At 73.0% G+C, this 14,105-nt stretch carries 8 protein-coding genes; 2 read left to right on the top strand and 6 right to left on the bottom strand.

Annotated elements, in window-relative coordinates:
* Positions 1-12 precede the first annotated feature (12 nt).
* Positions 13-1,560 (bottom strand): flavin monoamine oxidase family protein, encoded by a 1,548-nt coding sequence (locus tag BS73_RS29170; RefSeq protein WP_152617917.1) that lies wholly within the window; start codon positions 1,558-1,560, stop codon positions 13-15.
* Between the two features lie 291 nt (positions 1,561-1,851).
* Positions 1,852-3,354 (bottom strand): 30S ribosomal protein S1, encoded by a 1,503-nt coding sequence (rpsA, locus tag BS73_RS29165; protein WP_037577463.1) that lies wholly within the window; start codon positions 3,352-3,354, stop codon positions 1,852-1,854.
* A 355-nt stretch (positions 3,355-3,709) separates the two neighbouring features.
* Here rpsA and BS73_RS29160 point away from each other — a divergent pair, with 355 nt between their 5' ends.
* Complete coding sequence (locus BS73_RS29160) at positions 3,710-4,591, top strand: class I SAM-dependent methyltransferase (protein ID WP_051941059.1); 882 nt, start codon at positions 3,710-3,712, stop codon at positions 4,589-4,591.
* Between the two features lie 128 nt (positions 4,592-4,719).
* On the top strand, positions 4,720-7,371 hold the full coding sequence (locus BS73_RS29155) for an ATP-dependent RNA helicase (RefSeq protein ID WP_051941589.1): 2,652 nt from the start codon (positions 4,720-4,722) through the stop codon (positions 7,369-7,371).
* Here BS73_RS29155 and BS73_RS29150 read toward each other — a convergent pair.
* The 4 genes from BS73_RS29150 to polA all read right to left on the bottom strand — a co-directional run bounded on the left by BS73_RS29150 (position 7,330) and on the right by polA (position 14,075).
* The gene (locus BS73_RS29150) at positions 7,330-8,358 is read right to left on the bottom strand and encodes a DUF3068 domain-containing protein (protein WP_051941056.1); all 1,029 of its coding nucleotides are present in this window, start codon (positions 8,356-8,358) and stop codon (positions 7,330-7,332) included. The two genes, BS73_RS29155 and BS73_RS29150, sit on opposite strands and share 42 nt — an antisense overlap.
* Positions 8,359-8,378: 20 nt before the next feature.
* Entirely contained in the window at positions 8,379-8,513 is a 135-nt protein-coding gene (locus tag BS73_RS37810) for an SPW_0924 family protein (RefSeq protein WP_152617765.1), read from the bottom strand.
* Positions 8,514-8,703: 190 nt separating this feature from the next.
* On the bottom strand, positions 8,704-10,746 hold the full coding sequence (locus BS73_RS29145; protein WP_200886738.1) for a putative Ig domain-containing protein: 2,043 nt from the start codon (positions 10,744-10,746) through the stop codon (positions 8,704-8,706).
* A gap of 527 nt (positions 10,747-11,273) precedes the next feature.
* The gene (gene polA, locus BS73_RS29140; protein ID WP_037577459.1) at positions 11,274-14,075 is read right to left on the bottom strand and encodes a DNA polymerase I; all 2,802 of its coding nucleotides are present in this window, start codon (positions 14,073-14,075) and stop codon (positions 11,274-11,276) included.
* Between the last annotated feature and the right edge of the window lie 30 nt (positions 14,076-14,105).

Raw genomic sequence — 14,105 nt, 5'->3', positions numbered from 1 at the left:
CCGCGGGGAGGCTCACCCGCTCAGCGCAGCCGTGTGCAGTGCCGTCACCGCCTTCCGCGCGGAGAGGATCGCCCCGTGCTGCCAGGCGTCCATGTACGACAGCCAGTCCCCGGCGTACAGCACCCGCCCGGCCGGCGCGTTCAGCGGCTTCAGCACCGCCGCGTCCGGCGAGTTGTCCGGCAGGTTGTGCCACGCCCCCTGCAGATCCGGGATGAAGCGCCAGGACTGAGAGAAGGAGGAGGCCAGCTCGGTCCGGTACTTCGACCCGTAGATCCGCTCGCCCAGCGCGACCGCCCGCGCCTCCCGCTGGGCCGGCGTCATCCGCCCGTACCTGTCGGCGTCCGCGTCGTAGTTGTAGTAGCCGATCATCACCCCGCGCTCCCCGTGGTACCCGTACGAGGGGTGCCAGATGTGCGTCAGGTCCAGGTCCGTCTCGGTGATCCCGCCGTAGATCCGGTGGTCGGTCTCCCACCACCGCGACCGGTACTCGAGCCCGATCTTGCTCGCCGAGGCCGGCGTGATGGCGGTCAGCGCCGTCTGCACGTCACTGCCGAGGTTGTGCGGCAGCTTCGCCAGCAGATGCGGCGGCATGGCGGCGACGCAGTAGTCCGCGGCGATCGACCTCGTCCGCCCCGACCCGTCGGTGTACTCGACGGTCACCCCGTCCGGCGCCTGGGTCACCTTGCTCGCCCGGCACCCCAGCTTGATCTTCTCCGGCCCGATCGCCGCCGTCAGCGCGGCCGGTATCCGGTCCATCCCGCCGACCGGCTGGAACATCAGCATCGCCTGGTCGAACTCGAACTCGAACGGGAAGTAGAGGCCCACCCCCGAGGCGAACACCTCGGAGAGCCCCGGCACCGGCCCCAGCTCGGTCCCCGGCGTCCCCGCCGCCCCCGGGTACACCGAGTACCCTCGGTTGCTCCCCCCGCTGTAGGCGTACGCCCCGGAGGAGCCCTTGGCCACCTGGCCCCAGCTCTCCAGGAAGGCGACCAGCCGGTCCTTGTCGTCGCTCGACAGCGCACTGTCCAGCGCCCCGCTCGAACCCGCCTTGGCCAGCAGTTCGGCGACATAGCCGTACACGTCCGACTTGGCAGTGCGGTACCGCTGCGGCGCGGTCATCCCCGCCGACTCGTTGTAGAGGTACGCGTCGGCGTTGACGTTGGTGAACACCTCGATCGGAACGCCGAGCTCACGGCAGTAGTCGAGGGTAACCATCCACTGCGCCAGCCGGGCCGGCCCGCAGTTCATGTACTGGCCCTCGGCGAAGGTGTTCACCTGGCGGTTGCCGAACATGTCGGTCTCCACGGTGCCGGCCCGCGAGGTGAAGTTCCGCCCCCCGGTCCGCGGCCGCGGCTCCAGCACCGTGACGTGGTACCCGGCCTTCCCCAGCTCGTACGCCGACACCAGGCCGGCCACCCCGCCGCCCAGCACCACGACCTTCACCGAACCGGCCGTACGCCCGGTGAGGTGGAAGTCGGACGCGCTCGGGGCGCGGAAGGCGGGCGCGGCCGCGGCCTGCTGGGTCGGCGCCAGCCCCATCGCGCCCATCGCGGCGAACATCGTCCCCGCCCCGCCGGAGATCCCGACAGCGCGGAGGAAACCCCTCCGCGTCCATCCCCCGGTCTGTGCCCCCGCCTGTCCCTGCACCATGCGGCACTCCTTCACGGTTGCTGACGGATCGTCAATCCGCCGTCACCCGAAGGATCTTGCAAGGAGGTTGTTGCGTTCGATGGTGCTTGCACGTAACGCCGGGGTTTCCCGGAACGACGAAGGCCCCCGCCCGGATCTCCCCGGGCGGGGGCCTTCGACCGTCTACTGACCGGTACCGATCAGCGGATCAAGCGGATCCGCTCACTGGTTGCCGGCGAGCTTCTCGCGGAGCGCGGCCAGGGCCTCGTCGGAGGCCAGCGCACCGGAGTTGTCGTCCGAGCTGGAGGAGTACGACCCACCGCCGCCGCCCGCGGAGGCGGCCGGAGCGGCAGCCTCGTTGCCGGCCTGGGCCGCAGCCTCGGCGTCGGCCTCGCGGCTCTTGATGACCTGCGCCTGGTGCTGCTCGAACCGGGCCTGGGCCGTGGCGTACTGACCCTCCCACTCTTCCCGCTGCTTCTCGTAGCCGGGCAGCCAGTCGTTGGCCTCCGGGTCGAAGCCCTCCGGGTAGATGTAGTTGCCCTGGTCGTCGTAGGACGCGGCCATGCCGTACAGGGTCGGGTCGAACTCGACCGCGGACGGGTCGGCGCCGAAGGCCTCGTTCGCCTGCTTCAGCGAGAGCGAGATCCGGCGACGCTCCAGGTCGATGTCGATGACCTTGACGAAGATCTCGTCGCCGACCTGCACGACCTGCTCCGGGATCTCCACGTGGCGCTCGGCCAGCTCGGAGATGTGGACCAGACCCTCGATGCCCTCGTCCACCCGGACGAACGCGCCGAACGGCACCAGCTTGGTGACCTTGCCGGGGACGACCTGGCCGATCTGGTGGGTGCGGGCGAACTGCTGCCACGGGTCTTCCTGGGTCGCCTTCAGCGACAGGGAGACGCGCTCGCGGTCCATGTCGACGTCCAGGACCTCGACCGTGACCTCCTGGCCGACCTCGACGACCTCGGAGGGGTGGTCGATGTGCTTCCAGGACAGCTCGGAGACGTGGACCAGACCGTCGACGCCACCCAGGTCCACGAAGGCACCGAAGTTGACGATCGAGGAGACGACGCCGGACCGCACCTGACCCTTCTGGAGGGTGGTGAGGAAGGTCTGGCGGACCTCGGACTGGGTCTGCTCCAGCCAGGCGCGGCGGGACAGGACCACGTTGTTGCGGTTCTTGTCCAGCTCGATGATCTTGGCCTCGAGCTCCTTGCCCACGTAGGGCTGGAGGTCGCGGACGCGACGCATCTCGACCAGGGAGGCCGGCAGGAAGCCGCGGAGGCCGATGTCGAGGATGAGACCACCCTTGACGACCTCGATGACGGTACCGGTGACGATCCCGTCCTCTTCCTTGATCTTCTCGATCGTGCCCCAGGCGCGCTCGTACTGCGCGCGCTTCTTGGACAGGATCAGACGGCCTTCCTTGTCCTCCTTCTGGAGGACCAGGGCCTCGATGTTGTCGCCGACGGCGACGACCTCGTGCGGGTCGACGTCGTGCTTGATCGACAGCTCGCGAGAGGGGATGACGCCTTCGGTCTTGTAACCGATGTCGAGCAGGACCTCGTCCCGGTCGACCTTCACGATGACGCCGTCGACGATGTCGCCGTCGTTGAAGTACTTGATCGTCTCGTCGATCGCGGCGAGGAAGGCTTCCTCGTTACCGATGTCGTTGACCGCCACCTGCGGGGTGGTGCGAGGGGCCTCGGTGCTGCTCGTCATTAGGAAAGGGGCTCCGAAACGGACATGAAGTCGTAGGTACTGCACGCGGGGGGCCCGTTATCGCTCCACCGAATTCCGGACAGCCAAGAGGCGGTGTACCGAGGCTCCCGACCCGAAGGTCCGAAGTCGGTACCCCGCGCGGGGAACCGTGGGGTCTTCGACAGATGCGAGCGCGACCTGCTCCGTCCGAGGTGCGCAGGCCCGCAGCGCAACTTGTAGCATACGGGGACAGCCAGGCACGGTCAACGCCGGATGCCACGACCAGGCAGAGCCTGGGAGGAACCAGCACGGACCACCCCATAAGGGGAGAGGCCGCCCTCGAACGCTACGACCACGAGGGTACGCTACGTTCGCGATGAGTTACCCACCGCCCCCCGAGTCCCCCTCCGCGACCGCCGGCCCCGCCGGACCGGACGGCCCCGACGACACCGCCGTCGCGGTGCGCCGCTCCGCCGGCGCCGCCGAGAGCAGCCGGGCCAACCGCGGCTGGTGGGACCGCAACGCCGACGAGTACCAGCAGGAGCACGGCGAGTTCCTCGGCGACGAACGCTTCGTCTGGGGCCCGGAGGGGCTGGACGAGGCCGAGGCCCGCCTCCTCGGCGACCCGGCGGACCTGGCCGGCCGGGACGTACTGGAGATCGGGGCGGGCGCGGCCCAGTGCTCGCGCTGGCTCGCGGCGCGCGGCGCGCGCCCCGTCGCGCTCGACCTCTCCCGGCGCCAGCTCCAGCACGCGCAACGCCTGGAGGCCGAGCGCGCCGGCGGGCAGGGGGTGCGCCTGGTGCAGGCGGACGCCACCGCGCTCCCCTTCGCCGCCGACTCCTTCGACCTGGTCTGCTCGGCGTACGGGGCGATCCCGTTCGTCGCGGACTCGGCGGCGGTGATGCGCGAGGCGGCGCGGGTGCTGCGGCCCGGCGGGCGGTGGGTGTTCTCGGTGACCCACCCGATCCGCTGGTCCTTCCCTGACGAGCCGGGACCCGAGGGGCTCACCGCGCTCTCCTCCTACTTCGACCGCACCCCTTATGTGGAGGAGGACCCGGACGACGGCTCCCTCGTCTACGCCGAGCACCATCGCACCCTCGGCGACCGGGTCCGGGAGCTCGCCGCGGCCGGCTTCCGGCTGGTCGACCTGGTCGAGCCGGAGTGGCCGGACGGCCTGGAGCAGGAGTGGGGCGGCTGGTCCCCGCTGCGCGGGCGGCTGATCCCGGGCACCGCGATCTTCGTCTCCGAACTGCCGTGAGCCCTCGATCCCGAGGCAACGGCGCTCCCGGGGAGCGCGGGGAGCTCGGGGAGCCCGGGGAGCCCGGGGAGCGCGGGGAGCCCGGGGAGCGCGCGGGCCGGCTCCCGGCCGCCGAGGCCGTCCCCGCCCTGCGGGAGGCGCTGGACGTCCACGGCTGCGCGGTCCTCTCCGCCCCGCCGGGCACCGGCAAGACGACCTGGATCCCGCTGGCCCTGGCCGGCCTCGTCGACACCGCGGGCATCACAGGCGCCGCGGGCACCACGGGCACCGTGCCCGCCCGGCGCGTCCTCGTCGCCGAGCCGCGCCGGCTGGCCGCACGGGCGGCGGCCCGGCGGATGGCCTGGATCCTCGGCGAGAAGGCCGGCGACCGGGTCGGCTACACCGTGCGCGGCGAGCGCCGGGTCTCCGACCGCACCCTGGTCGAGGTGGTGACCACCGGCGTCCTCCTCCAGCGGCTGCAGCGCGACCCCGATCCCGGGGCGGACACGGTGGTCCTCGACGAGTGCCATGAGCGCCATCTGGACGCGGACACCGCGCTGGCCTTCCTGCTGGACGTGCGCGGTGCGCTGCTGCCCGAGCTGCGCCTGGTGGCCGCCTCGGCCACGGCGGACACCGGGCAGTGGTCCGCGCTCCTGGGCGGGGCGCCGGTGGTGGCCGCGACCGGCACCGGGCACCCGGTGGAGACGGTGTGGTGCCCGCCGGAGCGCCCGCTGCCGCCGCCGCACGGCACCCGGGTGCACCCCGACCGACTGGCGCATGTGGCCGCCGTACTGCGCCGGGCGCTCGCCGAGCGGCCGGACGGGGACGTCCTCTGCTTCCTGCCCGGCGTCGGCGAGATCGCCCGGGTGGCAGGGCAGTTGGCGGGCGTCCGGGCGGAGGTGCTGCAACTGCACGGCCGGGCCCCGCAGTCCGTGCAGGACGCGGTGCTGGCGCCGGCCGACCCGGGCGGCGGGCGGAGGGTGATCCTCTCCACCTCGGTCGCAGAGTCCAGCCTCACCGTGCCCGGGGTACGGGTGGTGGTGGACTCCGGCCTGGCGCGGGAGCCGCGCACCGACCATGCCAGGGGGCTCTCCGCCCTCGCCACCGTGCGGGTGTCCCGGGCGGCGGCCGAGCAGCGCGCCGGCCGGGCCGGCCGCGAGGCCCCCGGCGCCGCCTACCGCTGCTGGTCGGAGGCCGACCACGACCGCCTGGCGGCCCGCCCGTCCGCCGAGATCACCCTCGCCGACCTCACCTCCTTCGCCCTGCAGGCCGCCTGCTGGGGCGATCCGGACGCGGGCGGCCTCGCCCTCCTCGACCGGCCCCCGGCGGGCGCGATGACGGCGGCCCGCGAGCTCCTCGCCGACCTCGGCGCCGTGGACGGGGCGGGCCGGGCCACCCCGCGCGGCCGCGCCCTCACCACCGTCGGCGCCCACCCGCGCTTGGCCAGGGCCCTCCTCGACGCCGCCCCCGAACTGGGCCTCCGCGCCGCCGCCGAATCCGTCGCCCTCCTCTCCGAGGAGCCCCCGTCCTCCTTCCCCCCGGACCTCTCCGCCCTCCTCCGCACCCTCCGCCACTCCCCGGACTCCCTCGCGCCCTACACCCACCGCTGGCGCACCGAAGCCCGCCGCCTCGAAGCCGCGGCCGCGGCAGCGGTGGCCACGCCCCTGGCGGAGCGCCACAGCCGCGGGTCCGGCGCGCGGGACTCCGACGCAAGCGGCTCCGCCGCGCGGGCGCGCCCGGCCGAGGGCGCTCCCCAGCAGTCGGATCCCCGGAGCCCCGGTGCCGGGAAGGGGCGGGGCCGGAGCGGGAACACCGCCGAAGGCGACATGGGCCTGGTCGTCGCCCTCGCCTACCCCGAGCGGATCGCCCGCCGTCGCGACACCCCCGCCCAGAACGACTACCTGATGGCCTCAGGCACCGCGGCCACCGCGGACAGCAGCGGCCTCAGCGCAGCCCCCTGGCTGGCGATCGCCGCCGCCGACCGGCCCCTCGGCCGCGCCTCGGCCCGCATCCGCTCCGCCGCCCCCGTCGACGAGGAGACCGCCCGCGTCGCCGCCGCCCACCTCCTCCGCGCCGACACCGACGAGGTGACCTGGCGCGACGGCGACGTGGTCGCCCGCCGCGTCACCGCCCTCGGCGCGATCGAACTCTCCGCCCGCCCCCTGAGCCGCCCCTCCCCCGAGGCCCTCCGCTCCGCCCTTCTCCAGGGCCTCGGCGAGGAGGGCGTGGACGCCGTCCTCCACTGGCCGGAGCCGGCCGTCTCGCTCCGCCGCCGGCTGGCCTTCCTCCACCACGCCCTCGGCGCCCCCTGGCCCGACGTGTCCTCGGCGGCCCTGGCCGCCGCCGCGCCCGACTGGCTGGAGCCCGAGCTCTCCGCCGCCCGCCGCCGCGCCGACCTGGAGCGCATCCGCACCGCCGACGCCCTGACCCGCCTCCTCCCCTGGGCCACCGGCGAGGCGACCCGCCTGGACGAGCTGGCCCCGGAGCGGATCCAGGTGCCGAGCGGCTCCCGGATCCGGGTGGACTACTCGGACCCGGAGCGCCCGGTGCTCGCCGCCAAGCTCCAGGAGCTGTTCGGCTGGTCGGCGGCCCCCGCCCTGGCCGGCGGCAGGGTCCCGCTCACCGTCCACCTCCTCTCCCCGGCGGGCCGCCCGGCGGCCGTCACCGGCGATCTGGCGTCCTTCTGGCAGCAGGGCTACCGCGCGGTCCGCGCGGACCTCCGCGGCCGCTACCCCCGCCACCCGTGGCCAGAGGATCCCTCAACCGCCGTCCCCACCCGGCGGACCAACCCCCGCCGCTGAGACGACCACCCCTTCCACGGCCTCCACGGCCGGCGCCCGCCGCAGCCGGTCCCTGGCCTCCAGCCACAGCGCGAGGGCGAGCACCAGCAGGGCCGCTGCGCCCATCCCCCAGGGCACATAGGCCGAGAGCGCCAGCACCAGCGTCCGCTCCTTCTTCACCAGCGCGTCGGTGGAGGCCAGGAAGTCGGGGCGGATGTGGACGTAGCCCTTGAAGATGGTGACCGGCGGCTTCGCCGGCTGGCCGGCCGCAGCCGCGAACCGCATCTCCTCGTCGTGCTGCTCGGTGCCCTGCAGCGGCGCGCCGGTGACCGGGTCGATCCAGAACCGGCGGACCGTGGTGTACCAGCGCTGCATCCCCATCGCGTTGATCTGCGCCGGCGTGATGCCGGCGACGGCGACGTGCTTGGGGAAGGGCACCCGGGTCCACGGCACGGTCTCCTCGAACAGCAGCGCCGGCACCCCGTCGTAGGTGGTCCTGCCCCTGCAGTGGATGGGCGCGGAGGACCGGGTCTGCGGGTCGTAGTACTGGTAGTCCCGGCACTGGGTGCCGAAGGGGAACTTGAACTCGATCCCGCTGCGGCTCACCCGGTCGCCGTCGACGCTCTCTCCGCAGCAGTGCACCGGCACCTGGGTGCGGGCGTCGAAGACATAGGTCTCCGGAATGGCGGAGAGCATCTTCTTGTGGGTGTCCAGGATGTAGGAGAGCGAGTCCCAGACGACGACGTCCCGGCCGGTCTGCTTCCGGTACCTCTGCGCGGCCGCCGCGTCGCCCTTGAGGGTCTGGACGATGGTGACCTTCTGGTGCGGCCTGGACGTCATCGTCGAGTAGTCGATGAGGGTGGCGTCGTCGGCGGTGAGCACCTCCACCTGGTACTGGTTGTCCGGGATCGCGGCCACCCTCGGGTAGACGTACCAGTGCATCAGCAGGCCGAAGGCGGCCAGAAAGGCCGCCAGGCCGATCAGCACCAGGCTGGCTCTCCTCCGCATGCCGCCCTGCCCTCCCTCGGTCACGGGTGCGCGGGGTCGGTGGTGACCAGCGGTCTGGGCGACGTCGGCCCTCCCTGCTGGGCCAGCGGCACGGCGAGCACGGCCAGCCCGAAGGCCAGCGCCACTCCCACCACCGCGGCCACAAGAGCACGCACGGTCCTCACCCCCACTCTCATCTGACGGGTCGTCAGAAGGTAGCCCCTTCCTCGTCAGATGAGAACAGGCGGGCACCTGGCGGTCCGAAACGGACCGGGCCCCTCCGCCCGCTCCCGAGGGAGGCGCGGAGGGGCCCGGGCGCGGCTCCGGCCGCAGCCGCAGCCGCAGCCGCGGTTGCCGCCGCCGGAACTACTGCACGTGGAGGGCGGTGTCGTCGATCACGAAGCTGGTCTGGAGAGAGCTGTCCTCGGTGCCGGTGAACTTCAGCGTGACGCTCTTCCCCGCGTAGGAGGCGAGGTTGAAGCTGTGCTGGGCGTAGCCGGTCGCCGCGTTGAGGTTGGAGTAGGTGGCCAGGGTGCTGGTCGTGCCGCCGCTGACCACCTGGACCTTCAGGGTGTCGTAGGCGGTGCTGCCGGTGGTCTCGGAGGTGTCCACGTGCAGCCAGAAGGAGAACGCCGCGGTGGTGCAGCCGGCCGGGACGGTGACCGCCTGGGAGAGGGTGTCGGTGTGGGTGGCCCCGTAGCCGTCCAGCCAGGCGTCGTAACTGCCCGAGTGGGCGGGCTCGTCGACGGTGTCGCTGTTGACGACCCCGGAGCTGGCGGTCCAGGGCGAGGCCGAACCGGTCTCGAAGCCGGGGTTGCCGATCAGCTGGGCCGCGGTGCAGCCGCCTCCGCCGCCGGAGCCGGCCACGGTCCAGGTGAACGAGGTGCTGCCGGTGGCCCCGGTGCCGTCCTTGGCGGTCACGGTCACCGAGTAGGTGCCCGAGGCGGTGGGCGTGCCGGAGATCAGGCCACTGGAGGAGTTGATGCTCAGCCCGGTCGGCAGGCCGGTGGCGCTGTAGGTCAGGGTCTGGCCGGAGGCCGAGTCGCTGGCCTGGATCTGCAGCGAGGCGGCGGTGCCGACGGTGCCGCTCTGACTGCCCGGGTTGGTGACGCTGACCGTGTTGCCGGTGGTGCCGCCCGCGGTGAAGGCGGTCAGGCCGTTGGGGGTGCCGAGGCCGGTCGGGCCGTCGTAGCCGGCGCCGGCGGTGCACAGATAGCTCGGCGAGCAGGACCCGTTGGAGCCACTGGTCACGTCGTTGAGCGCGGAGGTGTGGGCGTAGGGGTACTTGGCCGGGACGTCACTGCTGCCGGGAGTGCCGGCGTCGGCGTAGACGGAGGCGATGATCGGCGAGGAGGCGCTGGTGCCGCCGTAGACGTTCCAGCCGGAGGCGCCGTAGGTGTCGTAGACGGCGACGCCGGTGGCCGGGTCGGCCACCGCCGAGACGTCCGCGATGGTCCGCTTCGAGCAGCCCGTGTCGGTCTGCCAGCTCGGCTTGGCGTCGTAGGCCGAGCAGCCGGAGCCGGTGCCCTCGGTGGAGCTGGTGTTCCAGACCGACTCGGTCCAGCCGCGGGTGTTGGACGCCCGGCTGAGGCTGGTGCCGCCGACCGAGGTGACGTAACGGGAGGCCGCCGGGTACTCCGCCCCGTAGCCGGAGTCGCCCGCGGAGGCGGTGATGGCGACGCCGGGGTGGTTGAAGTAGGAGCTGTCGGCCGAGGTGTCGGTGGAGTCCTCGGAGCCGCCGTAGCTGTTGGAGACGAACTTGGCGCCCTGGCTGACGGCCTGGTTGACCGCGGTGCCCAGGTCGCTCATGTTCGCGCTGCTCGCCTCGACCAGCAGGATGTGGGCATTGGGGGCGACGGCCGAGACCATGTCCAGGTCGAGGGAGATCTCACCGGCCCAACCCGAGTCGGCACTGGGGTAGTTGGTGCCGCCGTTCTGGTCGATCTTCTTGAAGCAGCCGTTCGACGTGGTGCAGGACGGCAGACCGTACTGCGATCGGTAGGCGGCCAGGTCGGACTCCGCGTTGGGGTCGTCCTGGGCGTCCACGATGGCCACCGTCTGGCCGGAACCGCCGTTGGACGGAAGGTTGTAGGCGCTGCGCAGGTCGGTGGGGCCGTAGCCGGAGGGGGTCGCGTCCGGGGTGACCGCGTGGGCGGCGAGGGCCTGCGGCTCGGTCACGTCGGTGCGGGCGATGGCCTGACAGGCCATCAGGTGCGCGTGAGCGGCGCAGAGATGGCGGACGGACGGATGCGCGGCGACGGTGGTCGCGGCAGTGGCGGCACGGGCGGTGCTCGCGGAGGCGGCGGTCGCGGGGGCGGCGGCGAGGCCCAGTACGGCCAGGGCGCCTGCACCCGCTAAGGCGATCAGTCTTCGGGACATGGTGATGCCCTTCGTGAGGGGAATGGACATGCCAAAAGCCGAGTGACACCACTGCTTGGGGTGAACGCAGGGGCGGTGGAAACGTAGCGGATTCACAGAATGGGCACAAGGGGCCCGGTCGCACCCGAGATCCCACCGGATCCGAGCGGGGGGATTCACCCCCGCCCGGCCCCATCCCAACAGCCCAGCCCGGACCCCCCAGCGCCCCACCGCCGCCCACCAGCAGCACCGGCCCGCAGCGGCCCGCCCGCAGCAGCCCTCCGCCCCGGCCCCAAGCCAGCCGCCGTGAACTCCGGAGCAAGGCAGATGGCCGCCCGCGCCCGGAGGACTAGTGCGCGACCGCCCTTACGCAACGGCCCTCCCGCAGGACCCCTCCGCCCCGGCTCCAGGCCGGCCGCCGTGGGCTCCGAAGCGGGGCAGATCGCCGCCGCGCCCGGAGGGCTGGTGCGCGACCGCCGCCCTTACGCAGCGGCCCGGCCGCAGCAGCCCTCCGCCCCGATCCCAGGCCGCCCGCGTGGGGCGGGAACCGAGGCAGACGGCCGCCCGCGCCCGGAGAGCTAGTGCGCGGCCGCCTCCCAGTTCTCGCCGAAGCCCACGGAGACGTCCAGCGGCGCGCGCAGCGGGTACGCGCCCGCCATCCGCTCCCGTACCAGCTCCTCGACCTGGTCCCGCTCGCCGGGGGCCACCTCCAGGACGATCTCGTCGTGCACCTGGAGGAGCATCCGGGTGCGCAGCCCCGCCTCCCGCAGGCCCTCCTCGACCCGCAGCATGGCGATCTTGACGATGTCCGCCGCCGACCCCTGGATCGGCGCGTTCAGCGCCATCCGCTCGGCCATCTCCCGCCGCTGGCGGTTGTCGCTGGTCAGGTCCGGCAGATAGCGCCGCCGCCCGAGGAGGGTCTCGGTGTACCCGGTGATCCGCGCCTCGTCGACGACCCGGCGGAGATAGTCCCGGACGCCGCCGAAGCGCTCGAAGTAGGTGTCCATCAGCCGCCGCGCCTCGGCCGCCTCGATCCCCAGCTGCTGGGACAGCCCGAACGCGGAGAGCCCGTACGCGAGCCCGTAGGACATCGCCTTGACCTTCCGCCGCATCTCCGCGTCCACCTCCCCCGCCGGGACGTCGAAGACGTACGAGCCCACCGTGGTGTGGAGGTCCTCGCCCCCGGTGAAGGCCTCGATCAGCCCCTCGTCCTCGGAGAGGTGGGCCATCACCCGCAGCTCGATCTGGCTGTAGTCGGCGGTGAGGAGGGACTCGTAGCCCTCGCCCACCACGAAGGCGCGGCGGATCATCCGCCCCTCCTCCGTCCGCACCGGGATGTTCTGCAGGTTGGGGTCCTGCGAGGAGAGCCGGCCGGTCGCGGCGACCATCTGGTTGAAGGTGGTGTGGATCCGCCCGTCCGCGCCGACGGTCTTGATCAGGCCCTCGACCGTGGTCCGCAGCCTGGTCTGGTCGCGGTGGCGCAGCAGGACGACCGGCAGCTCGTTGTCGGTCTGCGCGGCCAGCCAGGCCAGCGCGTCCGCATCGGTGGTGTACCCGGTCTTGATCTTCTTGGTCTTGGGCAGCGCCAGCTCCCCGAAGAGCACCTCCTGCAGCTGCTTGGGCGAGCCGAGGTTGAACTCGTGCCCGACCAGGTCGTGGGCGGCCTCCACGGCCTGCTGCACCGCGGCCGCGAACTGCGCCTCCAGCTTCCGCAGCCACTGCTCGTCGGCGGCGATCCCGGCCCGCTCCATCCGGGCCAGCAGCGCCGAGGTCGGCAGCTCGACGTCGCGGAGGAGGGAGTCCGCGCCGTCCTTGGCCAGCCGCTCCTCGAAGACCGCGCCGAGGTCGAGCGCCGTGCGGGCCTCCAGCATCAGCTGGTCGGCGGCGGCCGCAGCGGCGTCGTCCTCGTCCGCCTCCGCGGCCTCGACGCCGAAGGCCAGCTGGCCCTGGCCGTCCGCGGCCGGCGCCGGGGCGGCGACCAGCTGGCGGCCCAGGTACTCCTCGGCCAGCGCGTCCAGGCCGAAGGTCCGCCGGCCCGGCTTCTCCAGGTAGGCGGCGAGGGCGTCGTCCGCGACGATCCCGTCCAGCTGCCAGCCCTGCTCGGCGAAGACCCGCTGGAGGTGCTTGGCGATGTGCACGGCCTTGGGCCGCCGGCGGTCGGCCGACCAGTCGGCGAAGGCGCGCTCGTCCTCCTCGGCGAGCCGGGCCGGGTCGAACCAGACCGCCGCGCCGTCGGCGGCGGCCAGCGCCACGGCGGAGACGCCGCCCTCGCCCTTCGACCAGGCGTACTCGGCGGCGAGGCCGAGCCACTGCGGCTCCGCGCCCTCGGCCGCCGCGTTCTCCGCCAGCCAGTCGGCGAGCTGGCCGGGCTCGGTCGCCCGCAGCCCGTTGAGCTGGACGCCCTCCGCCGCGGCGACCACCTCGGCCTCGCCCTCGCCCGCGCCGGGGTCGACGGCGAAGAGCCGGTCGCGCAGCGCCTGGTTGCGGAACTCCAGCGCGTCCAGCAGCACCGCGGTGGCCTCGCGGTCGAACGGGCGACGGGACAACTCCTCGACCTGGAGCGGCAGTTCGACGTTCCGGATCAGCTCGGTGAGCTCCCGGTTGCGCCGGATGTCGTCCAGGCCGGCCCGGAGCTTCTCGCCGGTCTTGCCCTTGATCTCGTCGGCCCGCTCGATCAGCTGCTCGAAGGAGCCGAACTGCAGGATCCACTTGGCGGCGGTCTTCTCGCCCACCCCGGGGATCCCCGGCAGGTTGTCCGAGGGGTCGCCGCGCAGCGCGGCCAGGTCGGGGTAGTTCACCGGCGGGACGCCGTACTTCTCCTCGACCTTGTCAGGCGTGTAGCGGGTCATCTCGGAGACGCCCTTGGTCGGGTAGAGGACGGTGATGTTCTCGTCGACCAGCTGGAGGGCGTCCCGGTCGCCGGTGAGGATCAGCACCTCGTAGCCGGCCTCCTCGGCCTGGCTGGCGAGGGTGGCGATGATGTCGTCGGCCTCGAACTCGGGCACCCGCAGATGCGGCACCTGGAGGGCGTCCAGCAGCTCGCTGATCAGCTCGACCTGGGAGCGGAACTCGTCCGGCGTCTTGGCCCGGTTCGCCTTGTAGTCCGGGTACTTCTCGGCCCGGAAGGTCTTGCGCGAGACGTCGAAGGCGACCGCGAAGTGGGTCGGCTGCTCGTCCCGCAGGATGTTGGCGAGCATCGAGGTGAAGCCGTACACGGCGTTGGTGGGCTGGCCGGTGGAGGTGGCGAAGTTCTCCACCGGGAACGCGTACCAGGCGCGGTACGCCATCGAGTGCCCGTCCAGCAGCAGCAGACGGGGCCGCGGACCGCCGCCCCCGCCGTCCGCACGGCCCTTGCGTCCGGCCTGCTTCTCGCTCGCCACGGTCGACCCCACTCCTCAGCTCCACAGCCT

This window comes from Phaeacidiphilus oryzae TH49 (genome assembly GCF_000744815.1).
GTDB classification, from domain to species: domain Bacteria; phylum Actinomycetota; class Actinomycetes; order Streptomycetales; family Streptomycetaceae; genus Phaeacidiphilus; species Phaeacidiphilus oryzae.
Note: the sequence above shows the minus strand (reverse complement) of the source record. Positions and strands in the feature narration are given on the sequence as shown.